Consider the following 21,339-nt stretch of genomic DNA (forward strand, 5'->3'; position numbering starts at 1 on the left):
GCCGGCGCGTTCATTCGGGAGACTGACGAGATGACGACCAGGCGTCGTGTGATCGTGAACCTGGCGGCTGGCGCCGTCGTCACCGCCCTCGGCGGGCTCGTCGCGCTGCCGGCGCTCGCCCAGTCCTTCAGCCTGAGCGACCTCGACGTCGCGGGCCCGCTCGGCGATGTCACGCTCGGCAAGGCGGACGCGCCGGTCACCATCATCGAATACGCCTCGGTGACCTGCTCGCACTGCGCCACCTTCCATGCCAACACCTTCCCGGCGCTGAAGGAAAAGTACATCGACACGGGCAAGGTGCGCTTCATCCTGCGCGAGTTCCCGCTCGATCCGCTGGCCACCGCCGGCTTCATGCTGGCCCGCTGTGCCGGCAACGACAAATACTACCCCGTCACCGACATGCTGTTCGACAAGCAGCAGGTGTGGGCCTTCTCCGACAAGCCGCTCGACGCGCTGCTGCAGCTCATGAAGCAGGCGGGTTTCACACAGGAAAGTTTCGAGGCCTGCTTGAAGGACCAGAAGGTCTATGATGCCGTGAACGCGGTGAAGAACCGCGGGGTCGAGACCTTTGGCGTCAACGCCACGCCGACCTTCTTCATCAATGGCCAGAAGCAGTCGGGGGCGCTGACTGTTGAGGAACTCGACAAGATCCTCACGCCTCTCGTTGGCGGCTGATCGGGCCGCGCCGGTTGAAGGCCGGCGCGCTGCCGGCGTACACGCTTCCGCAGGATCTCCCGCATGAAGCTCACGCGTCTCAAGATCGTGGGCTTCAAGTCCTTCGTCGAGCCGGCCGATTTCCATATCGAGCCGGGGCTGACGGGCGTCGTCGGGCCGAACGGCTGCGGCAAGTCGAACCTCGTCGAGGCCCTGCGCTGGGTGATGGGCGAGAGCTCGCACAAGTCCATGCGCGCCTCGGGCATGGACGACGTCATCTTCGCCGGCTCCGGCAACCGCCCGGCGCGCAACAGCGCCGAGGTCATGCTCACCATCGACAACGGCGAGCGCATCGCGCCGGCCGCCTTCAACGACGCGGACACGCTCGAGGTGTCGCGCAAGATCGTGCGCGAGTCGGGCTCGACCTATCGCATCAACGGCCGCGAGGTGCGCGCCCGCGACGTGCAGCTGCTCTTTGCGGATGCGGCGACCGGCGCGCGCTCGCCGGCCATGGTGCGCCAGGGCCAGATCGGCGAGCTGATCGCGGCCAAGCCCCAGGCGCGCCGGCGCATCCTGGAGGATGCGGCCGGCATCGCCGGCCTGCACACCCGCCGCCACGAGGCCGAGCTGCGCCTGCGCGCCGCGGAAGACAACCTGCAGCGGCTCGAGGACGTGCTCGGCGAGATCGGCGGGCAGATCGACGGGCTGCGCCGCCAGGGCCGGCAGGCGCAGCGTTATCGCGCACTCTCGGCCGACATTCGCAAGCTCGAGGCGATGCTGGCGCTGATCGCCTATCGCGAGGCGCGCGACCAGACCGCCGCCGCCGAGCGGGAGCTGGAGGCCCAGGTGCGCGACGTCGCCGAGGCGACCCGCGTGCAGGCCGAGACGGCGCGGCTACAGGCCATCGCCGCGCACGAGATGCCGAAGCTGCGCGAGGCCGCCGCCGCGGCGGGCGCCGCGCTGCAGCGCCTCGTCAATGCCCGCACCGAGCTCGACAACGAGGAGCGCCGGGCGAGGGACCGCGCCGCCGAGCTGGTGCGCCGCAAGGCCGAGCTCGACCGTGACCTTGCGCGCGAGACGGCGCTCGCCGCCGATGCCGCCGCCTCCGCCGAGCGCCTCGGCGAGGAGGATACGGCCCTCGCCGCGGAGGGCGAGGACGGTGCCGTCCTCGTCGAGGAGGCGCAGGCCGCGCTCGTCGATCTCGACAGCGACCTCGTCGAGGCCGAGGCGGCGCTCGCTGCCCTGCAGCAGCAGGTGTCGGACCTCAACGCCCATCGTGCCGGCCTCGAACGGGCCGAGCGCGAGGAAGCCGCCCGGGCCGAGCGCCTGGCCGGCGAGCGCCGGCGCATCGAGGCCGAGCGCGCCGCGCTCGACGCCGAGGGCACCGAGCCGGAGGCGATCGCCCGTCTCGCCGAGGAGCTCGCGATCGCCGAGGAGCGGCTGGAGGAGACGGAAATCGCCGCCGCCGAGGCGCGCGAGACCCTGGCCGCCGCGCGCGAGGCCGAGGCCCGCCTGCGCGGTCCCGCGAGCGAGGCAGGCCGCCAGGCCGACCGGCTGGAGGCGGAGGCGGCGACGCTCGCCAAGCTCTTCGCCGCGCCCGCCGAAGGCACCTTTGCCCCGGTCGTCGACGCGCTTGCCGTCGACAAGGGCTTCGAGGCGGCCCTCGGCGCTGCGCTCGGCGACGATCTCGACCTGTCGACGGATCCGGCCGCGCCGGCCCGCTGGACGAACCCCGCCGCGGCCCCGGACGATCCGGTCCTGCCGGCGGAGGCGCGGCCTCTTGCCGCGCATGTGCGTGGCGTGCCCGAGCTTGCGCGCCGCCTGTCACAGGTCGGCCTCGTCGCGGAAGCGGACGGCGAGCGCCTCAGCCGGGAGCTGAAGCCGGGCCAGACGCTGGTCTCGTCCGATGGCGCCGTATGGCGCTGGGACGGCCTCGTCGCCGAGGCCGGCGCGCCGACGGCGGCGACGCGTCGCCTCGCCGAGCGCAACCGGCTCAACGATCTTGTCGCCGCCGCCGCTGCGGCGCGCGAGGAGGCTGAAGCGCACCGCGCCGGGCTCGACCGCGCTCAGGCGGCGATTCGCGAGGCGGCCCAGCGCGAGGGCGATGCGCTCGAAGCGGCGCGCGCCGCGCGGCGCGCCCTCGACGGCGCGCGCGAGCAGCTCGCCGCCGCCGAGCGCCGGGCGGCACAGGTCGCGACCCGCCGCTCCGCCCTCGACGAGGCGCTGAGCCGCATCGTCACCGACGAGGAGGAGGCGCGCCGCCGGATCGCGGAGGCGCGGGAGGCCTTGGCGCGCAGCGGCGATGTCGCTGCGGTCGAGAAGGACGTGCTGGAGGCGCGCACCCGGGTCGCCGAGCGGCGCAGCGCCGCCGCCGAGGCCCGCGCCGCCGCCCAGACCCTGCAGCGCGAGGCCGAGCTGCGTGCCCGCCGGCGCGAGGCTATCGCCGCCGAGGTCCGGGCCTGGAAGGAGCGGCGCACGCGCGCGCTGTCCGCCATCGGCGAGATCGAGCACCGGATCGAGGAGACGGTGATCGAGCAGGTGACGCTGGAGGAGGCGCCGGAGGATTTCGAGCAGCGCCGCCGCGCGCTCGTCGCCGAGATCGAGGCGGCGGAGGAGCGCCGGCGCGAGGCGGGCGATCAGCTGGCCGAGGGCGAGACCAAGCTCGCCGAGGCCGACAAGGCGGCCCGGGCGGCGCTGGAACAGCTGTCGGCGGTGCGTGAGGCGCGGGCCGGCACGGAAGCGCGGCTCGAGGCGGCGCGGGCGCGCCTTGCCGATGTCGTGCGTCATATCGGCGACACCCTCGATTCGAGCCCCGCCGCGCTGCACGAGCTTGCCGGCGTCGTCGCCGATGCCGCCTTGCCGCCGGCCGGCGATGTCGAGGGGCGCGTCGCCCAGCTCAAGGCCGATCGCGAGCGGCTCGGCGCCGTCAACCTGCGGGCCGACATCGAGCTCGAGGAGGCGGAGGGCAAGCGCGAGGCGCTGGTCAAGGAGCGCGACGACCTGACGGAGGCGATCCGCCGCCTGCGCCAGGCCATCGCCAGCCTCAACAAGGAGGGGCGGGAGCGCCTGCTCGCCGCCTTCGACGTGGTCAACGGCCATTTCCAGCGCCTGTTCACCACGCTCTTCGGCGGCGGCTCGGCCGAATTGTCGCTGGTCGATTCCGACGACCCGCTGGAGGCGGGGCTCGAGATCTTCGCTCGTCCCCCGGGCAAGAAGCCGCAGGTGATGACGCTGCTCTCGGGCGGCGAGCAGGCCCTCACCGCGACCGCGCTCATCTTTGCCGTCTTCCTCACCAATCCCTCGCCCATCTGCGTGCTCGACGAGGTCGACGCCCCGCTCGACGACGCCAATGTCGAGCGCTACTGCGATCTCCTGCAGGACATGGTGCGCCAGACGCAGACGCGCTTCCTCGTCATCACCCACAATCCCATCACCATGGCGCGCATGAACCGGCTCTTCGGCGTGACCATGGCCGAGCGCGGCGTCTCGCAGCTCGTGTCGGTCGATCTTGCGGCCGCCGAGCAAATTCTGGAGGCGGTTTGACCCGGCAATTGGCGAGCCAATTGTTCATGAGTGGCGTCACATTGCCGTCGGAATCGGAATTCTCCTTAAATATCAACTAATTGATTGTTTCTGCCGCATTCTTGACAGGGGTGGGGCACGACAATATGGTGCGCCCGGCTTCAAGGCCGGATTTTCGGTGCACTTTCAACCGCACGGGAGGATCGCATGGCGAAACCCGACGAGCGGAAGGACGGTGCCGGAAAGCCGGCCGACGGTGGACCGGCCGATCTTTCGGCAAGGCTCAGGCATCTCGACGAAGGGCTCCGGCGGGTCTCCGCCAATCAGCCGAAGGATGCGGAGCCCGCGTCGGGGTCGATGTCGAACCAGAGCGCGCTCGGGCAGGCCTTCCGGCTGTCCGCGGAGTTCGTGTCGGGCGTCTTGGCCGGCGGACTGCTCGGTTGGATCATCGATCGGCTGGCCGGTACGGCACCGTGGGGCCTCGTTGTCTGCCTCCTGCTCGGCTTCTGCGCCGGCATGCTCAATCTGGCGCGCGCCTCCGGCGCGTTCCCCGGATGGGGCGGGAAGAGCGGACAGAAGTGACGTTTCCAAGGCCCGTCGGCGTCCGCCGCCGGGCGATCCGCGCAGGGACAGAAGGTCGGCGATGGCTGCGAACCCGATCGAGCAGTTCGAGATCAAGAATCTCATCCCCCTCGGCAATATCGGCGGGCAGGAGATCGCTTTCACGAACTCGGCGCTCTTCATGGTCGGCGCGGTGGCGCTGATCACGCTCGGCTTCACGGCCGCGACGGCGGGCCGTTCGCTGGTGCCGGGCCGCGCCCAGGCGGCGGCCGAGGTGCTCTACGAGTTCGTCGCCGGCACGCTGCGGCAATCGGCGGGCGAGAAGGGGATGAAGTTCTTCCCCTTCGTGTTCTCGCTCTTCATGTTCGTGCTGACCTGCAACCTGCTCGGCATGATCCCGGGCTTCTTCACGGTCACCAGCCACGTCATCGTCACCTTCTCCCTGGCGATCCTCGTCATCGGCACGGTGATCGTCTACGGCTTCGTCAAGCACGGCGCCCACTTCCTCAGGCTCTTCGTGCCCTCCGGCGTTCCCGGCTGGCTGCTGCCGTTCATGGTGGTGATCGAGCTCATCTCCTTCCTGTCGCGCCCGATCTCGCTGTCGCTGCGTCTGTTCGCGAACATGCTGGCCGGCCACGTGGCGCTCAAGGTCTTCGCCGGTTTCATCGTCGGCCTCGGCGGTCTGGCCGCCAGCGGCGGCATGACGGGTGTCTTCGGTGTTGCGGGGGCGGCGCTGCCGCTCGCGATGGCGGTGGCGCTCACGGCTTTCGAGTTCCTCGTCGCTTTCCTGCAGGCCTACGTCTTCACGATCCTGACCTGCATCTACCTTCACGACGCGTTGCACCCGGGGCACTAACAGGGCGCGTCGGTAGTCTTGAAACCAGCCTCATACGAACCTCAGGAGACCTTGTGATGGATCCCGTTGCTGCGAAGTACATCGGCGCCGGCCTCGCCTGCCTTGGCATGGGTCTTGCCGCCATGGGCGTGGGTAACATTTTCGGCAACTACCTGTCGGGCGCCCTGCGCAACCCGTCGGCCGCCGATTCGCAGTTCGGCCGCACCTTCATCGGTGCCGCTCTCGCGGAAGGTCTCGGCATCTTCGCGCTCGTCGTCGCGCTGGTCCTGCTCTTCGTCGCGTAACGCGGCGCAGCCGACCTGCCGATCAACGGGTTGGAAGGGCGCCCCGCGCGCCCTTCGCTGAGAGACTGAACTGCCATGGCTCAACCGATCACCGCGCATGCCGAAGTGCCAGGCATCGAGGGCGAGGGTGCAAACTTCCCGCCTTTCGACGTCAACACCTTCGGCTCACAGCTCCTCTGGCTGGCGATCACCTTCGCTGTCCTCTACCTGCTGATGTCGCGGGTGATCGTGCCGCGGCTCTCCGGCATCCTGGAGGACCGTCGCAGCCGGATCGCCGGCGACCTCAGGATCGCCGCCGAATCGAAGGCCCGGGCCGAGGAGGCCGGTGAGGCCTACGAGAAGGCGCTGGCCGAGGCGCGCGGCCGGGCCCAGGCCCTGGCGCAGGAGACGCGTGACAAGCTCGCGGCCGAGACGGCGGAAAAGCGCGCCGCGCTCGAGGCCGAGCTGGCGCGCAACCTCGCCGACGCCGAGGCCCGCATCACCGCGGGCAAGGACAAGGCCATGGGCAATGTCGAAGCCATCGCCAGCGATGCCGCGACGGCCATCGTCGAGCGCCTGACGGGTCAGGCGCCGGCGGGGGACGCGGTGTCGACGGCGGTCGGCAAGGCAATGGCGCAGTGAGGGCGGTCTGATGCTCGAGAACACCACCTTCTGGGTCGCCGTCGCCTTCGTCATCTTCTTCGCCATCGTGCTGCGGGCCGGCGCCCACAGGTTCGCCGGCAAGGCGCTCGACGAGCGCGGCCAGCGCATCAAGGCCGAGCTCGAGGAAGCGGCCCGCCTGCGCGGCGAGGCCGAGGCGCTCCTCAAGGAATACGAGGCCAAGCGCCAGGCGGCCGAGGCCGAGGCTGCGGCCATCGTGACGAGCGCCCGCGAGGAAGCCGAGCGCGTCGCCAAGGAGGCGCACGAGCGCGTCGCCGAATTCGTCGCCCGCCGCACGGCCGCCGCCGAGGCCAAGATCGCCCAGGCCGAGACCCAGGCTGCCGCCGAAGTCCGCGCCGCCGCGGCTGATGCTGCTGTCAAGGCCGCCGAGCAGATCCTGCGCGACACGGTCAAGGGCAAGCTCGCCGAGGACATCTTCGCCAAGGGGCTCGGCGAGGTGAAGGGCAAGCTCAACTGAGCCTTCCACGGACCGATCAGCTATCGAGCGGCCGCCTTCGGGCGGCCGTTTTCTTTTGGGGCCGTACTTCCGCCGGTGCAGGTCAGGGAGAAGGACGTCACGAGGGCTTGAGGAGGGCATGCCTTGATCGCGCCGCCGCCCTGTGGATTGATGGCGCCTCCATCGCTCGGGAGACGGACATGGCACGCACGGCTCGCCGCATCGCGGCACTGCTCGTCACGGGCGTCGCTTTCGCCGCAGGGCTCTCGACCTCCGCCGGTGCCGACGAGCGCATGCGGCTGCCGCCGCCGTCACGTGGCGATTCGGTCGGCCATTGCGCCATCCATGGTCCGGGCTTCGTGCAGATCGCCGGATCGGACACCTGCGTGCGCCTCGGCGGGCGGGTGCGGGCCGAGGGGATGACCCGCAAAGGGGCGAGCGGCACCATGGCCGGCGGGCGCGCCACGCTCGACGTGCGCGTGCCGACCGGCATCGGCCCCATGCGCGGCTATGTCAGCGGCACGGTGAACGGGAACTGAGCCCGCCATTTCCCCTCCCCCCTTGCGGGGAGGGGTAGGGGTGGGGGTGGCGCAGCATGCAGGAGGCCGTGTTCTTGCGTCACGGCCCCCACCCCCGGCCCCTCCCCGCAAGGGGGAGGGGAGAAGGGGCGCCCGGCTCGGGGGCGAGGTGACAGGCCGCCGACGGCCTACTCCGCCGCTTCGGCGACCGGCTCGGGAGCCGTCCAGCGCAGCACCGGCTGGCGCGCCGCGCGCGTCTCGTCGAGGCGCCGGCGCGGGGCGTGATAGGGGGCCCCGGTGAAGCGTGCCGTGTCCCCGTCGCGCACGGCGAAGGCGAGGTCGCGCAGCGTGGCGATGAAGAGGTCGAGGGAGGCCTTCGATTCGCTCTCCGTCGGCTCGATCAGCATGGCCCCGTGCACGACGAGCGGGAAATAGACCGTCATCGGGTGGTAGCCCTCGTCGATCATCGCCTTGGCGAAATCGAGCGTCGTCACCCCCGTGCCCTTGAGCCAGCTGTCGTCGAACAGCACCTCATGCATGCAGGCCCGGTTGCCGAAGGGCAGCGACATCAGGTCCGCGAGGCATGCGCGCACATAGTTGGCGTTGAGCACCGCATCTTCCGAGGCCTGCTTCAGCCCGTCCGCCCCGTGCGAGAGCATGAAGGCGAGCGCGCGCACGAACATGCCCATCTGGCCGTGGAAGGCCGTGAGCCGCCCGAGCGGTGACTGGTCCGACGCTGCCGCGTGCTCGACGAGCGAGAAGCGCCCGTCGTCGAGCCTCACATAGGGCAGGGGGGCGAAGGCCGCGAGCCTGTCCGACAGCACCACCGGCCCCGCGCCCGGCCCGCCGCCGCCGTGCGGCGTCGAGAAGGTCTTGTGCAGGTTGATGTGCATGGCGTCGACGCCGAGGTCGCCGGGCCGCGCCTTGCCGACGATGGCATTGAAGTTCGCCCCGTCGCAGTAGAAATAGCCGCCCGCCTCGTGGATGACGCGGGCGATCTCGACGACGTCGCGCTCGAAGAGCCCGCAGGTGTTCGGGTTCGTCAGCATGATGGCGGCGGTGTCGGGCCCCGCGAGCTTTGCCACCTCGGCCGGATCGACCGTGCCGTCCTCTCGCGCCGGCACCGCCTTCACCGTGAAGCCGATGAGCGCGGCGGTGGCGGGATTGGTGCCGTGGGCCGAATCGGGCACCAGCACGACGTTGCGCGTGGCCGTCTCGCCCCGGGCCGCGATGGCCGCCTTGATCGCCGCCATGCCGGCGAGTTCGCCGTGCGCACCGGCCTTGGGCGAGAGCGTCACGGCCGGCATGCCGGTCAGTTCCTTCAGCCAGTGGGCGAGCTCGTCCATGAGCGCCAGCGCCCCCTGCACGGTCGAGGCCGGCTGCAGCGGATGGACGTCGGCGAAGCCCGGCAGCCGCGCCATCCGCTCGTTGAGGCGCGGGTTGTGCTTCATGGTGCACGAGCCGAGCGGGAAGAGGCCGGTGTCGATGCCGTAGTTCTTCTGCGACAGGCGCACGTAGTGGCGCATCGCCTCCGGCTCGGAGAGGCCCGGCAGGCCGATGGCCCCCTTGCGCACGAGGCCGCCGAGGCGGTCGGCTACGGGCGCCGGCTCGTCGAGATCGACCCCGGTCACATCCGTGCGGCCGAACTCGAAGATCAACGGCTCCTCCTGCTGGAGGGCGCGGTTGCCGGTGAAGGTCGGGTGGTCGTTTTCAGCCCCCGCGCCCGGCGTGGTGGGACGTCCCTGGCGATTCAGCATGAATGGGCTCCATCGATATCGTCGCGGCGCAGGTGCGGCACTTCCCCTCCCCCCGCTTCGCAAGTCGGGTGTTCCCGACTTGCGACGGTCACACCATCTCGGGCAGGCCCGAGATGGGCGGGGGAGGGGCTAGGGGTGGGGGGCTCGGCTGCCGCATGGAGGATCGTTTCCATGACGCCGTCGAGGTTGTCGCGGATGTCGGTGTTCCAGAAGCGCAGCACGCGATAGCCGTTCAGCTTCAGATAGGCGGTGCGGGCGCTGTCGCGGCTGAGGCCTGCCTCATAGCCATGCTGCTCGCCATCGATCTCGATGACGAGCCGCAGGCCGTGATGGGCGAAGTCGGCAAAGTAGGGGCCGATCGGCGCCTGCCGCCGAAAATGTCCCTGGGGCAGATCGAGCAATTTCAGACGCGACCACAGCCTGCGCTCGAACGGCGTGGCCTCGCGGCGCAGGCGACGGGAAATCTTTGTCCGCCGATCCGATCTGTCACGCTCGGTTCGTGTCATCGGCGCCCCCCACCCTAACCCTCCCCACCGCAAGCGGGGGGAGGGGATTGCCGCCATCGGAGCCTCACCGTTCAACTGCACGTCACAGCACCTCCGTAAGGGCGGCGACGAAGGCGGCCCGGTCGGCGTCGGTGTTCACTTCGGTGGAGGCGACGAGGAGGAGGTCGTCGAGGCCGGCACCGGGCAGGAGGCGCGACACCGGCACGCCGGCGAGCACGTGGTGGTCGGCCATCGCCTCGACCACGGCGGCGGCTGGCTTGGGCAGCCGCAGCGTGAACTCGTTGAAGAAGGTCTCGTTGAGCACCTTCACGCCCGGCACGGCGGCGAGCGCCTCGGCGAGCTTCACCGCATTGGCGTGGTTGACGCGGGCCAGGCGCGTCAGCCCGGCTTCGCCGAGCAGCGACATGTGGATGGTGAAGGCGAGGCAGCACAGGCCCGAGTTGGTGCAGATGTTCGACGTCGCCTTGTCGCGGCGGATGTGCTGCTCGCGCGTCGAGAGCGTCAGCACGAAGCCGCGCCGCCCGTCCGCGTCCACCGTCTCGCCGGCGAGGCGGCCCGGCATCTGGCGCACGAACTTCTGCCGCGTGGCGAAGAGGCCGACGTAGGGCCCGCCGAAGGACAGGGCGTTGCCGATCGACTGGCCCTCGCCGACGACGATGTCGGCGCCCATGGCGCCGGGCGCCTCGACGAGCCCGAGCGACACGGCCTCGGTGAAGACGGCGACGAGGAGCGCGCCGTGGGCATGCGCCTTGTCGGCGACGGCCCTGAGGTCGCGCAGGTTGCCGAAGACGTCCGGCGTCTGCACGACGATGCAGGAGACGCTGTCGTCGATGGCGGCGAGAAGGTCCTCGGTGGCGGTGACGTCCGGCGACAGGCGCACCACCTCGTCACCCGCGAGGTCGGACAGCGTCTTCACCACCTCGGCGTAATGCGGGTTGAGGCCGCCGGAGAGCACGGCCTTGCGCCGCCGCGTCACGCGGTGGGCCATCAGCACGGCTTCCGCCGCGGCAGTCGAGCCGTCGTACATGGAGGCATTGGCCACCTCCATGCCGGTCAGCATGGCGACCTGCGTCTGGAACTCGAAGAGGTACTGCAGCGTGCCCTGCGCGATCTCGGGCTGGTAGGGCGTGTAGCTCGTCAGGAATTCCGAGCGCTGGATGAGATGGTCCACCGTCGCCGGCACATGGTGCTTGTAGGCGCCGGCCCCCACGAAGAAGGGCACGGACGAGGCCGGCACGTTGCGTGCCGCCATGGCGCCGAGGTGGCGCTCCACCTCCATCTCGCCCTTGGCGCGCGGCAGGTCGGCGAGGGCCGCCATGCGCATCCGCTCGGGGATGTCGGTGAAGAGCTCGTCGACGGTGGCGACGCCGATGCGCGCCAGCATCTCGCTGCGGTCGGCGTCGGTTAACGGCAGATAGCGCATGCGGCTTCGTCCCAATCGCCCGTTTCGGGTCAGGAAATCGACTTCAGATAGTCTTCGTACTGCTCTTCGGTCATCAGCTCGTCGAGCTCGCCGGCATCGCTCAGCTTGATCTGGACGAACCAGCCGTTGCCGAGCGGATCCTCGTTGACCGTGCCGGGCGTTTCCTCGATGGCGCCGTTGACGGCGACGACCTCGCCGGAGACCGGGGCATAGACCTCGCTCGCCGCCTTGACGCTCTCGACGACGGCCGCTTCGGCACCTTTCGTCAGCGCCTTGCCGACGCTGGGCAGCTCGACGAAGACCACGTCGCCCAGCTGGCTCTGGGCATAGTCGGAAATGCCCACCGTGCCGGTGTCGCCCTCGACGCGGATATATTCGTGGTCCTTGGTGTAATAGGTGGTCATCTCTCGTTCCCCTGAAAGCCGGTGCGGCCCTTGCGGGCCATGTCTCAACTCAGCAAATGTCTCAAGTCAGCGCTTGTAGCGGTGCGCCACGAAGGGCATCGGCACGACCCGTGCCGGGATCTCCTTGCCGCGCACGACGAGGGTGAGTGCCGTGCCCTCGCGCGCGAAGTCGCTCGCCACATAGCCCATGGCGACGGGGGCGCCGAGCGTCGGGCCGAAGCCGCCGGACGTCACCTCGCCGACGAGTTCTCCCGCCGCGTCCTTGATCTCGGTGCCCTCGCGGGCCGGCATGCGGCCCTCGGGCAGGAGGCCGACGCGCTTGCGCAGCGGCCCGTCCGCGAGCTCCTCCATGATGCGGTGCGAACCGGGGAAGCCGCCCTCCTGCCGCCGGCGCCGCTGGATCGACCAGGCGAGCGCCGCTTCGACCGGCGAGGTCTCCTCGTTGATGTCGTGGCCGTAGAGGCACAGGCCCGCCTCGAGGCGCAGCGAATCGCGCGCGCCGAGCCCGATCGGCTCGACCTCGGGCTCGGCCATGAGGAGGTCCCACAGGGCGCCGGCCCTGTCGCCTGGCACCGAGATCTCGTAGCCGTCCTCGCCCGTGTAGCCGGAGCGCGAGACGTGGCAGGGGATGCCGGCCACCGTCATCGCGGCGGCGCTCATGAAGGCGAGGCTCTTCGCCGCCGGCGCATGGCGGGCAAGCACCGCCTCCGCCTCCGGGCCCTGCAGGGCAAGGAGCGCGCGACCGTCGAAGACCTCGAGCCGTACCTCGTCGGGCAGGTGGTGCCGGATGTGGCGGATGTCGGCGTCCTTGCAGGCGGCGTTGACGACGAGGAGCAGGCGGCCGTCGCCGTCCGCCGGCCGCGTCACCATCAGGTCGTCGATGATGCCGCCCTGGTCGTTGAGAAGCTGGCTGTAGCGCTGCTGGCCGGGAACCAGGCCGAGGATGTCGGCCGGGACGAGCGTCTCGAGCGCGCGCGCGACGGTCGCATGGTCCGGGCCGGCGAGGGCGGCCTGGCCCATGTGCGACACGTCGAACAGCCCGGCGGCTTTGCGCGTGTGCTGGTGCTCGGCGATGATGCCCTTGGCATATTGCACCGGCATGTCGTAGCCGGCGAAGGGCACCATGCGGGCGCCGAGCGCCACGTGCCGGCTGTGCAGCGGCGTATGCCGGAGCGGGGCTGAGCCCGGGGGTGAAGACGCCATCGACGGTTCCTCGCGCGACAGGGTTCGCGATCGGGCAAATGCCCGCTCGCGCCCCCTCTGTCCGGGAACCTGAGAGATTTCCCCGGCAGGGCCGGGTTACCCCCTTCGGTGGGGCCTGCCGCTGGGCAGGCCCGCTCTCCAGAGTGTCAGCTCCCGCGCGGTCCTTGGGCCTGAGCGTGTCCGGGGCGGTTGCGCCTTCGGCGTCGCGCGCGTGCCAGGCACACGGCGAACTCTCCCGCGGGGATCATCGACGTTGACCAGCCAGTCATGAAGCGCGGCGCCCGTCCTGTCAACGGGCGCCGTGTGGCGATCGACAGGGAGCGTCGCGCCCGCCGCTTCGGGCGGTCAGCGCCGGCGCGCGCCGCGCGTCGGGGCCGCCTGGGCCTGGCCGCGGCCGAAGCCGACCTCGATGATGACGTTGTCGCCCGTCGCCTCGGGCGGAAGGGTGAAGCCTTCCTCCACGAACAGGAACTCGCCCTGGGTCTCGCCGCGCGCCACGGTGGCGGAGACGGTGCGCGTCCGCGAGGCATAGACGCGGTTGCCCTCGCGAATCGTCACGTGGAAGGGCGAGGAGAAGGTGCCCGGCCCGCCGGCCGGGCCGAGCAGCGCGAGGCCCTGCACGCCGACCTTGACCGTCATGCCGCCGCCGGGCAGGGGGGCGCATTCGCGCGCCGTCTCGGAGATGGTGAGCTGGTAGCGCAGGCCGGCATTGCTCTCGCCGCCCGCGCGCACGGCCGAGCCGCCGTCCGAGACGAAGACATAGGGGCAGATGACCTCGTCCGGCGGGGCCTCGCGCTGCTCCGGCAGGGTGGTGCTGCCGTAGCGCAGCAGATTGCCGAGCGAGGAGCCGCCGCCCTGGGCGGAGCCGCCGTCCCCGGAGGTTGAACTGCACGCTGCAAGCAGACCCGCGAGGGAGACCAGCAAAACCGAAGACCGCATCGCTTCCACCCGTCCTTGATTCATCTGTCCGTGCTGCCGCTCCCGTTCAGGGCAGCTTGTCGAAGCCGGGGCCGAAGCCGTCGAGCGACACCGGGATGCCGATGCCTTCCTCCGGCGTCTGGAAGACGACGAAGGTCGCCGTCTTGCCGCCGCGCAACTGGCCGAGCAGGTTGTCGTCCATTACCACCTCGGCGACGCAGCCCGTGTTGAGGCAGCGCACGAATCCGGCCCGGCCGATGTCCGTGTCGTCGATCTTGAGGCCGAGGCCCGCCGGCAGCAGCACGCCGAGCGGCGCGACGACCCGCAGCAGCCGGCTCTGGCCGTCGGCCGTCTTCAGGACGATGACGACCAGCGTCACGTTGGGCCGGTCCTCGGCCGCGACGCTCTGCACGATGGCACATTGTTCCTTCTGTGCCCCGGGCGGCGTCTCGCAGCGCGTCTGCCAATGGCCGGTCGTCTCCTTGACGGCGCCCTGCGCGAGGGCGGTCCCGCTGCCGCAGAGGGCGCCCGCGAATGCGAGGGCCAGGGCTGCGGCGCGGGGCAGGAGACGCGGAGCGGGTGAACGGCGCAACATTCGCGTGGCTTTCTCTCGAAACGGTTCGGGCCGGACATCGCGGCCGCATGCGAACGATTCGCGCAGCCGGAGGCCGCGCCTGCGATAATCGCTGGGGGATGTTCCGAACACGCCTTGCCCGCAGCTGTCAAGAACGGCGGGCATTCGGGTGTGACGCGAGGGGCCACTTTGGCGAAAGCGGCGCGAAAATGCGGGGAGAACATGGCTCGCGCGTTTATGCCGCATGGAATGATTTTAACGACACCGTTGCGCCGCACGCCGGGTTGTGGTCTTTGCTCTGGATCAAAGACAGGGGGCGCCGCCATGCGCCGCCTGTCGTTTTGCGTACTTACGGAACGATGGCGGACGGTTCGTCGAGGCGAGAGACCGGGAACCGCGCCCCGCCGATCACGGGAGCTCCGGACGACCGATGCGGATCGATTTTCTTCGTTTTCGGCCCTTGTTTGCGCTGACGCTCGCCTTCGCTGCGCTGGCGCAGCCGGCGCTTGCGGGCACGGGCCAGCCCTCGCCCTGGCAGATGACCTTCCAGACGCCGGTGACCGAGGTCGCCCGCTACATCGACTGGTTCCACAACGGTCTCCTGTGGCTGATCGGCGCGGTCGTGCTCTTCGTCCTGGCGCTGCTCATCTATGTGATGGTGCGCTTCAACGAGAAGGCGAACCCGACCCCCTCGAAGACGACGCACAACACGCTGATCGAGGTGGCCTGGACCGTGGTGCCGGTCCTCATCCTCATCGTCATCGCGGTGCCGTCCTTCCGCCTGCTCAAGCTGCAGCTCGTGCCGCCGCAGGCCGACGTCGTCATCAAGGCGACCGGCCACGCCTGGTACTGGTCCTACGAATATCCCGGCAACGAGGGCGAGGCCTTCTCCTTCGACGCCAACATGGTGCCGGACGACCAGCTGCAGCCCGGCCAGCCGCGGCTGCTCGCCACCGACAACGAGGTGGTCGTGCCGGTGAACAAGGTCGTCCTGGTGCAGGTCACCGCGGCGGACGTCATCCACGCCTTCGCCATGCCGTCCTTCGGCATCAAGGTCGACGCCGTGCCGGGCCGCCTCAACGAGACCTGGTTCCGCGCCGAGCGGGAGGGCATGTACTACGGCCAGTGCTCCGAGCTGTGCGGGCAGAACCACGCCTTCATGCCCATCGCCATCCGCGTGGTGAGCGAGGAGCAGTACGCCGCCTGGCTCACCGAGGCCAGGCAGAGGTTTGCCGCGACCGAGGTGCGCCCCGTGAAGGTGGCGAGCCGCGCAACTGCGGCCGAGTGATCCGTCGAACCGTTCCGGCCCATTCCGGCCGACAACAAGAAGCAATGGCCTGACGAGGAGCTGAGCAAATGGCTTCGCCGGCAACATCCCATCAAGCGCACGACCACGCCCAAGATCATGCACACGACCTGCCGCGGGGCTGGCAGCGCTGGATGAATTCAACGAACCACAAGGACATCGGCACGCTCTACCTGATCTTCGCGCTCTTCGCGGGTCTCGTCGGCGGTGCCCTGTCCATCGGCATGCGGCTCGAGCTCCAGGAGCCGGGCATGCAGTTCTTCTCCAACCCGCAGACGTTCAACGTCTTCGTCACCGGCCACGGCCTCATCATGGTGTTCTTCATGGTGATGCCGGCGCTCATCGGCGGGTTCGGCAACTGGTTCGTCCCGCTCATGATCGGCGCGCCGGACATGGCCTTCCCGCGCATGAACAACATCTCCTTCTGGCTCACGGCGGCGGCCTTCTGCCTGCTGATCCTGTCGCTGTTCATGGAAGGAGCGCCCGGCTCGACCGGCTTCGGCGGCGGCTGGACGGTCTATCCCCCGCTCGCCGTGCAGGGGCATCCGGGCCCGGCCCTCGACTTCGGCATCCTGTCGCTGCACCTCGCCGGCGCGGCCTCGATCCTCGGCGCCATCAACTTCATCACGACGATCCTCAACATGCGCGCGCCGGGCATGACGCTGCACAAGATGCCGCTCTTCGCCTGGGGCGTGCTGGTGACGGCTTTCCTGCTGCTCCTGGCCCTGCCGGTGCTGGCGGGCGCCATCACCATGCTGCTGACGGACCGCAACTTCGGCACGACCTTCTTCGATCCGGCCGGCGGCGGTGACCCGATCCTCTACCAGCACCTGTTCTGGTTCTTCGGCCACCCCGAAGTGTACATCATGATCCTGCCGGCCTTCGGCATCATCAGCCACATCGTCTCGACCTTCGCCAAGAAGCCGATCTTCGGCTACCTCGGCATGGCCTACGCGATGGTGGCGATCGGCGTCGTCGGCTTCATCGTGTGGGCGCACCACATGTACACGGCCGGCCTGTCGCTCGACACGCAGCGCTACTTCGTCTTCGCGACGATGGTCATCGCCGTGCCGACGGGCGTGAAGATCTTCTCCTGGATCGCGACGATGTGGGGCGGCTCCATCCGCTTCACCTCGCCGATGATCTGGGCGATCGGCTTCATCTTCCTGTTCACGGTCGGCGGCGTGACGGGCGTCGTGCTCGCCAACGCCGGCGTCGACCGCGCGCTGCACGACACCTATTACGTGGTGGCGCACTTCCACTACGTGCTGTCGCTCGGCGCGGTCTTCGCCCTCTTCGCGGGCTGGTACTACTGGTTCCCGAAGATGTCGGGCTACGTGATCCCGGACTGGATCGGCAAGCTGCACTTCTGGATCTCGTTCATCGGTGCGAACCTCCTGTTCTTCCCGATGCACTTCTCGGGCCTCGCCGGCATGCCGCGCCGCTATGCGGACTATCCGGACGCCTATGCCCACTGGAACCTGATCTCCTCGATCGGCTCCTACATCTTCGCCGTCGGCCTCCTGATCTTCTTCTACGGCGTGGCGCTCGCCTTCGTCCGCAAGCAGCAGGCCGGCGACAACCCGTGGGGCGCGGGCGCGACGACGCTGGAATGGACGCTGTCCTCGCCGCCTCCGTTCCACCAGTACGAGACGCTGCCGAAGATCACGAGCTCCGGCCACTGATCGTCCGGCAATGAAACAGGCGTGCGGTCGGGCAGGTCCCGGCCGCCGCTTCTCCGCCGGAGGCCGTAAAAGGCGGCCCCTCGCCGAGAAGCGAAGGCACCGACAGTGCCATTGAGTGACGAACCGAACGGGTAGGGCGTTATGGCGATGATCAGCGACCGACTGGCCGAGACGGGCCGCCGCGAGGCGGCCGGCGCGGCGCAGGCGTCGGTCTCCGGAGGCAGCGTCGGCGACTACATCGCGCTCCTGAAGCCGCGGGTGATGTCGCTCGTCGTCTTCACCGCGCTCGTCGGCATGGTGATCGCGCCCGGCCACGTCAACCCGGTGCTCGGCTTCGCCTCGCTGCTCGCCATCGCCATCGGCGCCGGAGCGTCCGGCTGCCTCAACATGTGGTGGGACGCCGACATCGATGCGGTGATGACGCGCACCGCCAAGCGGCCGATCCCGGCGGGCCGCATCGCGCCGGGCGAGGCGCTCGCCTTCGGCATCACTCTGTCGGTCGGCTCGGTGCTGGTGCTCGGCCTCGCCTCAAACTGGTTCGCGGCGGCCTTCCTCGCCTTCACCATCTTCTTCTATGCCGTCGTCTACACGATGTGGCTGAAGCGGGCGACGCCGCAGAACATCGTCATCGGCGGCGCGGCCGGGGCCTTCCCGCCCATGATCGGCGAGGCGGCCGTGACCGGCCACGTCAGCCTCGACGGGCTCGTGCTGTTCGCCATCATCTTCCTGTGGACGCCGCCGCACTTCTGGGCGCTCGCCCTCGTCAAGGCGGGCGACTATGCCCGCGCCGGCGTGCCCATGATGCCGAATGTCGCCGGTCCCGACGCGACGCGCCGGCAGATCATGCTCTACACGCTGCTGCTCGCCCCGGCGGGCCTTGCGCCGGTGGCGCTCGGCTTCGGCGGCGCGGTCTATGCGACGGTCGCCGGCGTCACCGGGCTCGGCATGGTGGCGCTCGCCTGGCGCGTGCTGCGCCGGCGCGAGGGGGAGGCGGCCGTCAAGGCGGCGCAGCAGCTCTTCGCCTTCTCCATCCTCTACCTCTTCCTTCTCTTCGCGACACTGCTCGCCGAGCAGTCGCTCGGCTTCGGCAGCCTTTTCGCCGGGTGGGGGCGCTGATGAGCGACAAGGACCGCACCGACGACAAGGAGCGCGCCGTGGAAGGGGGCCCGCCCAAGATGTCTCCCGACGAGGCGAAGCGCCGCCGCGGGCGCAACATCGCGATCGCCGTCGTTCTCGGGCTGCTCGTCATCCTGTTCTATGCGATGACGATCGCGCGGCTCGGCGAGAACGTCATGAACAGGCCGATGTGAGGGCTGGGGCATGAGCACCAACGGACAGGACCCGAAGGTGAAGGCGGCCGTGCGCCGCACGGCCGTCATCTGCGCGGGCGTCGTCTTCGGCATGGTCGGCCTCGCCTACGCGTCCGTGCCGCTCTACGACCTCTTCTGCCGCGTCACCGGCTACGGCGGTACGCCCCAGGTCAGCGACGGGCCGTCGGCGCGCCGCTCGGAGCGCGAGGTCACGGTGCGCTTCGATTCGAATGTCGCGCCGGGCATCTCCTGGCGCTTCACGCCCGAGGCACGCGAGGTCACCGTCAAGCTCGGCGAGACGAAGACGGTGATGTACAAGTTCACCAACACGAGCGACCGTCCGACCACCGGTATCGCCACCTTCAACGTCCAGCCGGAACTGGCCGGGGCCTATTTCAACAAGATCCAGTGCTTCTGCTTCACCGAGCAGACGCTCCAGCCGGGTGAGACGGTGGAGGCGCCCGTCGTCTTCTATGTCGATCCCGACATCGTCAACGAGCGTGACATCGCGGACATCCGCACGCTCACGCTCTCCTACACCGTCTTTCCCGCCAAGGGTGGCGCGCCGGTGACGGCGGCCAGCCAGGCGGCGGACAAGCCAAGCCTCTGAACGCTTAACCTGCCCACGCGAGCAAGGACCGAGGGACCCGGAGACAACACAAATGGCCGAAGCTCACGCCAAGAATCACGACTACCATCTCGTCGATCCGAGTCCCTGGCCGCTCCTCGGTTCGGTCAGCGCCTTCGTCATGGCCTGCGGCGCCATCATGCTGATGAAGGACCTGTCGATGGCAGGCCTCAAGGCGGGGCCCTACGTCTTCGGCGCCGGCCTCATCGGCGTGCTCTACACCATGCTCAGTTGGTGGACCGACGTGGTGCGCGAGGCCCAGAGGGGCGACCACACCCGCGTCGTGCAGCTGCACCACCGCTACGGCATGCTGCTGTTCATCGCCTCGGAGGTGATGTTCTTCTACGCCTGGTTCTGGGCCTATTTCGACGTCAGCCTGTTCCCGGGCGAGGCCATCCAGTTCCAGCGCGCGGAGTTCACCGGCGGGCACTGGCCGCCGCAGGGCATCGAGACCTTCGACCCCTGGCACCTGCCGCTGCTCAACACGCTGATCCTGCTCACCTCGGGCACGACGGTGACCTGGGCGCACCATGCGCTGCTGCACAACGACCGCGCCGGCGTGAAGCAGGCGCTGTGGCTGACGGTGGCCCTCGGCGTGCTCTTCTCGATCGTGCAGGCCTACGAATATTCGCACGCCACGTTCGATTTCTCGGGCAACATCTACGGCGCCACCTTCTTCATGGCGACGGGCTTCCACGGCTTCCACGTCATCGTCGGCACCATCTTCCTCGGCGTCTGCCTGCTGCGCGTCTACCTCGGCCATTTCACGCCGAAGCAGCATCTCGGCTTCGAGTTCGCCGCCTGGTACTGGCACTTCGTCGACGTGGTGTGGCTCTTCCTCTTCGCCGCCATCTACGTCTGGGGTGCGGGCACGCCTGCGGCTCACTGACCTGCCGTCGGCGCACGCAGCCGATGATGCGACACAAAGGGGCGGCCGCAGCCGCCCCTTTTGCGTTAGAAGGGCGTCTGCGCGCCGAAAGGCGCGGATCATGGAGGATGAGACATGGCCCACGAAGACCACGCGCCCCAGTCGCCCGTCTCGACGGGCCTTGCCGGTCGTTGCCCCCGGTGCGGGCAGGGGCGCATGTTCGACGGCTTCCTCACCGTGGCGCCGAAGTGCAACGCCTGCGGGCTCGACTTCTCCTTCGCCGACGCGGCCGACGGGCCGGCCGTCTTCGTGATGCTCGTCGGCGGCTTCATCGTCTGCGGCTTCGCGCTGTGGCTGGAACTCACCTACGAGCCGCCGTTCTGGGTCCATCTCGTCGTGTCGCTGCCGCTGGCGCTCGTCGTTTGCCTCGGCATGCTGCGCCCGCTCAAGGGCGTGCTCATCGCCCTGCAATATCATCACAAGGCCGAGGAGGGCCGGCTGGAGAAATGACCGTGGCGGCACGCTGGCGTGGCCTCATCCTTCCCGGTGTCCTGACGCTCCTGGTGCTCGCGGTGCTCCTGTCGCTGAGCGCGTGGCAGTTCTCGCGCATGGGCTGGAAGGAGGCGCTGCTCGCCCGCATCGAGGCCCGCATCGATGCGGCGCCGGTCCCTGTCCCGCCGGAGGCGGACTGGCCGGCCTGGCGGGCGGACGAGGACGAATACCGCCGCGTCATGGTGGAGGGCCGCTTCCTGCACGACAGGGAGGTGCTCGTCCACGGCAACACCCCGCGCGACGAGCGCGGCCGCGTCTTCGCCGGCTACTACGTGCTCACCCCGCTCGCCCGCCCGGACGGCTCGATCGTCGTGGTGAACCGCGGCTTCGTGCCCCTCGAGAACCGCGATCCGGCGACCCGCGCCCCCGGCCAGGTCGAGGGCGAGGTGGTGGTGAGCGGCGTCATGCGCGCGCCCCAGGAGCGGGGCTGGTTCCTGCCTGCCGACGACCCCGCCAAGGGCGAGTGGTTCACGCGCGATCCGGCCGCGATCGCCGCCGCCTTCGGCCTCGCGCGCGTCGCCCCCTTCATCGTCGAGGCGGACGGGGCATCCAACCCGGGCGGCCTGCCGCGCGGCGGGCTGACGCGCGTCAGCTTTCCCAACAACCACCTCGAATATGCGCTGACGTGGCTCGGCCTCGCCATCGGGCTTCTCGGCGTCTTCGCGGCCTTCGCCACAAGGCGGCTGAAGGGGGCGGCGTAGATTGGGGAGCGCG

At 69.7% G+C, this 21,339-nt stretch carries 23 protein-coding genes and 1 riboswitch; of the genes, 16 read left to right on the forward strand and 7 right to left on the reverse strand.

The window, feature by feature from the left end; genetic code table 11:
- Positions 1-30: 30 nt before the first annotated feature.
- The 8 genes from GGR16_RS01330 to GGR16_RS01365 all read left to right on the forward strand — a co-directional run bounded on the left by GGR16_RS01330 (position 31) and on the right by GGR16_RS01365 (position 7,512).
- Complete coding sequence (locus GGR16_RS01330) at positions 31-675, forward strand: DsbA family protein (protein WP_210289399.1); 645 nt, start codon at positions 31-33, stop codon at positions 673-675.
- A gap of 63 nt (positions 676-738) precedes the next feature.
- The gene (locus GGR16_RS01335; RefSeq protein ID WP_183315497.1) at positions 739-4,197 is read left to right on the forward strand and encodes a chromosome segregation SMC family protein; all 3,459 of its coding nucleotides are present in this window, start codon (positions 739-741) and stop codon (positions 4,195-4,197) included.
- Positions 4,198-4,383: 186 nt separating this feature from the next.
- On the forward strand, positions 4,384-4,758 hold the full coding sequence (locus GGR16_RS01340) for an AtpZ/AtpI family protein (protein WP_019403692.1): 375 nt from the start codon (positions 4,384-4,386) through the stop codon (positions 4,756-4,758).
- Between the two features lie 61 nt (positions 4,759-4,819).
- A complete protein-coding gene (locus GGR16_RS01345; RefSeq protein WP_019403691.1) occupies positions 4,820-5,593 on the forward strand; it encodes a F0F1 ATP synthase subunit A in 774 nt (257 codons plus the stop codon).
- Positions 5,594-5,649: 56 nt separating this feature from the next.
- The gene (locus GGR16_RS01350; protein WP_019403690.1) at positions 5,650-5,877 is read left to right on the forward strand and encodes a F0F1 ATP synthase subunit C; all 228 of its coding nucleotides are present in this window, start codon (positions 5,650-5,652) and stop codon (positions 5,875-5,877) included.
- Between the two features lie 75 nt (positions 5,878-5,952).
- Complete coding sequence (locus GGR16_RS01355) at positions 5,953-6,498, forward strand: F0F1 ATP synthase subunit B family protein (protein ID WP_019403689.1); 546 nt, start codon at positions 5,953-5,955, stop codon at positions 6,496-6,498.
- Positions 6,499-6,508: 10 nt separating this feature from the next.
- Complete coding sequence (locus GGR16_RS01360) at positions 6,509-6,994, forward strand: F0F1 ATP synthase subunit B family protein (protein WP_019403688.1); 486 nt, start codon at positions 6,509-6,511, stop codon at positions 6,992-6,994.
- A 179-nt stretch (positions 6,995-7,173) separates the two neighbouring features.
- Positions 7,174-7,512: a porin gene (locus tag GGR16_RS01365; protein ID WP_183315498.1), complete on the forward strand. Its 339-nt coding sequence runs from the start codon at positions 7,174-7,176 to the stop codon at positions 7,510-7,512.
- A 167-nt stretch (positions 7,513-7,679) separates the two neighbouring features.
- On the opposite strand, the gene gcvPB is transcribed toward GGR16_RS01365, so the two are convergent.
- The 7 genes from gcvPB to GGR16_RS01400 form a co-directional block, all read right to left on the reverse strand.
- Complete coding sequence (gcvPB, locus tag GGR16_RS01370) at positions 7,680-9,248, reverse strand: aminomethyl-transferring glycine dehydrogenase subunit GcvPB (RefSeq protein WP_183315499.1); 1,569 nt, start codon at positions 9,246-9,248, stop codon at positions 7,680-7,682.
- Positions 9,242-9,754 carry an endonuclease domain-containing protein gene (locus tag GGR16_RS01375; RefSeq protein ID WP_183315500.1) on the reverse strand — a complete coding sequence of 171 codons (513 nt, stop codon included), beginning with the start codon at positions 9,752-9,754 and terminating at the stop codon, positions 9,242-9,244. The genes gcvPB and GGR16_RS01375 overlap by 7 nt, the downstream gene beginning before the upstream one ends.
- Before the next feature lie 82 nt (positions 9,755-9,836).
- Positions 9,837-11,177, reverse strand: coding sequence for an aminomethyl-transferring glycine dehydrogenase subunit GcvPA (gene gcvPA, locus GGR16_RS01380; protein WP_183315501.1), 1,341 nt, complete (start codon positions 11,175-11,177; stop codon positions 9,837-9,839).
- 29 nt (positions 11,178-11,206) lie between these two features.
- Positions 11,207-11,581 carry a glycine cleavage system protein GcvH gene (gene gcvH, locus GGR16_RS01385; RefSeq protein ID WP_183315502.1) on the reverse strand — a complete coding sequence of 125 codons (375 nt, stop codon included), beginning with the start codon at positions 11,579-11,581 and terminating at the stop codon, positions 11,207-11,209.
- A gap of 66 nt (positions 11,582-11,647) precedes the next feature.
- Entirely contained in the window at positions 11,648-12,784 is a 1,137-nt protein-coding gene (gene gcvT, locus GGR16_RS01390) for a glycine cleavage system aminomethyltransferase GcvT (protein ID WP_183315503.1), read from the reverse strand.
- Positions 12,785-12,932: 148 nt separating this feature from the next.
- A riboswitch (glycine riboswitch) is annotated at positions 12,933-13,032 on the reverse strand.
- Between the two features lie 97 nt (positions 13,033-13,129).
- Entirely contained in the window at positions 13,130-13,723 is a 594-nt protein-coding gene (locus GGR16_RS01395; RefSeq protein ID WP_050996498.1) for a hypothetical protein, read from the reverse strand.
- A 46-nt stretch (positions 13,724-13,769) separates the two neighbouring features.
- On the reverse strand, positions 13,770-14,297 hold the full coding sequence (locus GGR16_RS01400; protein ID WP_183315504.1) for an invasion associated locus B family protein: 528 nt from the start codon (positions 14,295-14,297) through the stop codon (positions 13,770-13,772).
- A gap of 409 nt (positions 14,298-14,706) precedes the next feature.
- Between GGR16_RS01400 and coxB the strand changes: the two genes are divergently transcribed.
- The 8 genes from coxB to GGR16_RS01440 all read left to right on the forward strand — a co-directional run bounded on the left by coxB (position 14,707) and on the right by GGR16_RS01440 (position 21,326).
- On the forward strand, positions 14,707-15,564 hold the full coding sequence (gene coxB, locus GGR16_RS01405; protein ID WP_246372763.1) for a cytochrome c oxidase subunit II: 858 nt from the start codon (positions 14,707-14,709) through the stop codon (positions 15,562-15,564).
- Positions 15,565-15,632: 68 nt separating this feature from the next.
- Entirely contained in the window at positions 15,633-17,267 is a 1,635-nt protein-coding gene (gene ctaD, locus GGR16_RS01410) for a cytochrome c oxidase subunit I (protein WP_026014950.1), read from the forward strand.
- Between the two features lie 147 nt (positions 17,268-17,414).
- Positions 17,415-18,383 (forward strand): heme o synthase, encoded by a 969-nt coding sequence (locus tag GGR16_RS01415; protein ID WP_425486549.1) that lies wholly within the window; start codon positions 17,415-17,417, stop codon positions 18,381-18,383.
- Positions 18,383-18,577, forward strand: a complete 195-nt coding sequence (locus GGR16_RS01420; protein ID WP_050996499.1) for a hypothetical protein — start codon at positions 18,383-18,385, stop codon at positions 18,575-18,577. The genes GGR16_RS01415 and GGR16_RS01420 overlap by 1 nt, the downstream gene beginning before the upstream one ends.
- 10 nt (positions 18,578-18,587) lie before the next feature.
- On the forward strand, positions 18,588-19,187 hold the full coding sequence (locus GGR16_RS01425) for a cytochrome c oxidase assembly protein (RefSeq protein ID WP_019401109.1): 600 nt from the start codon (positions 18,588-18,590) through the stop codon (positions 19,185-19,187).
- Positions 19,188-19,239: 52 nt separating this feature from the next.
- A complete protein-coding gene (locus GGR16_RS01430; protein WP_019401110.1) occupies positions 19,240-20,094 on the forward strand; it encodes a cytochrome c oxidase subunit 3 in 855 nt (284 codons plus the stop codon).
- Between the two features lie 114 nt (positions 20,095-20,208).
- The gene (locus GGR16_RS01435; protein WP_019401111.1) at positions 20,209-20,583 is read left to right on the forward strand and encodes a DUF983 domain-containing protein; all 375 of its coding nucleotides are present in this window, start codon (positions 20,209-20,211) and stop codon (positions 20,581-20,583) included.
- Positions 20,580-21,326, forward strand: a complete 747-nt coding sequence (locus GGR16_RS01440) for an SURF1 family protein (RefSeq protein ID WP_183315506.1) — start codon at positions 20,580-20,582, stop codon at positions 21,324-21,326. The genes GGR16_RS01435 and GGR16_RS01440 overlap by 4 nt, the downstream gene beginning before the upstream one ends.
- Positions 21,327-21,339: the final 13 nt, after the last annotated feature.

This window comes from Chelatococcus caeni (genome assembly GCF_014196925.1).
GTDB lineage: Bacteria > Pseudomonadota > Alphaproteobacteria > Rhizobiales > Beijerinckiaceae > Chelatococcus_A > Chelatococcus_A caeni.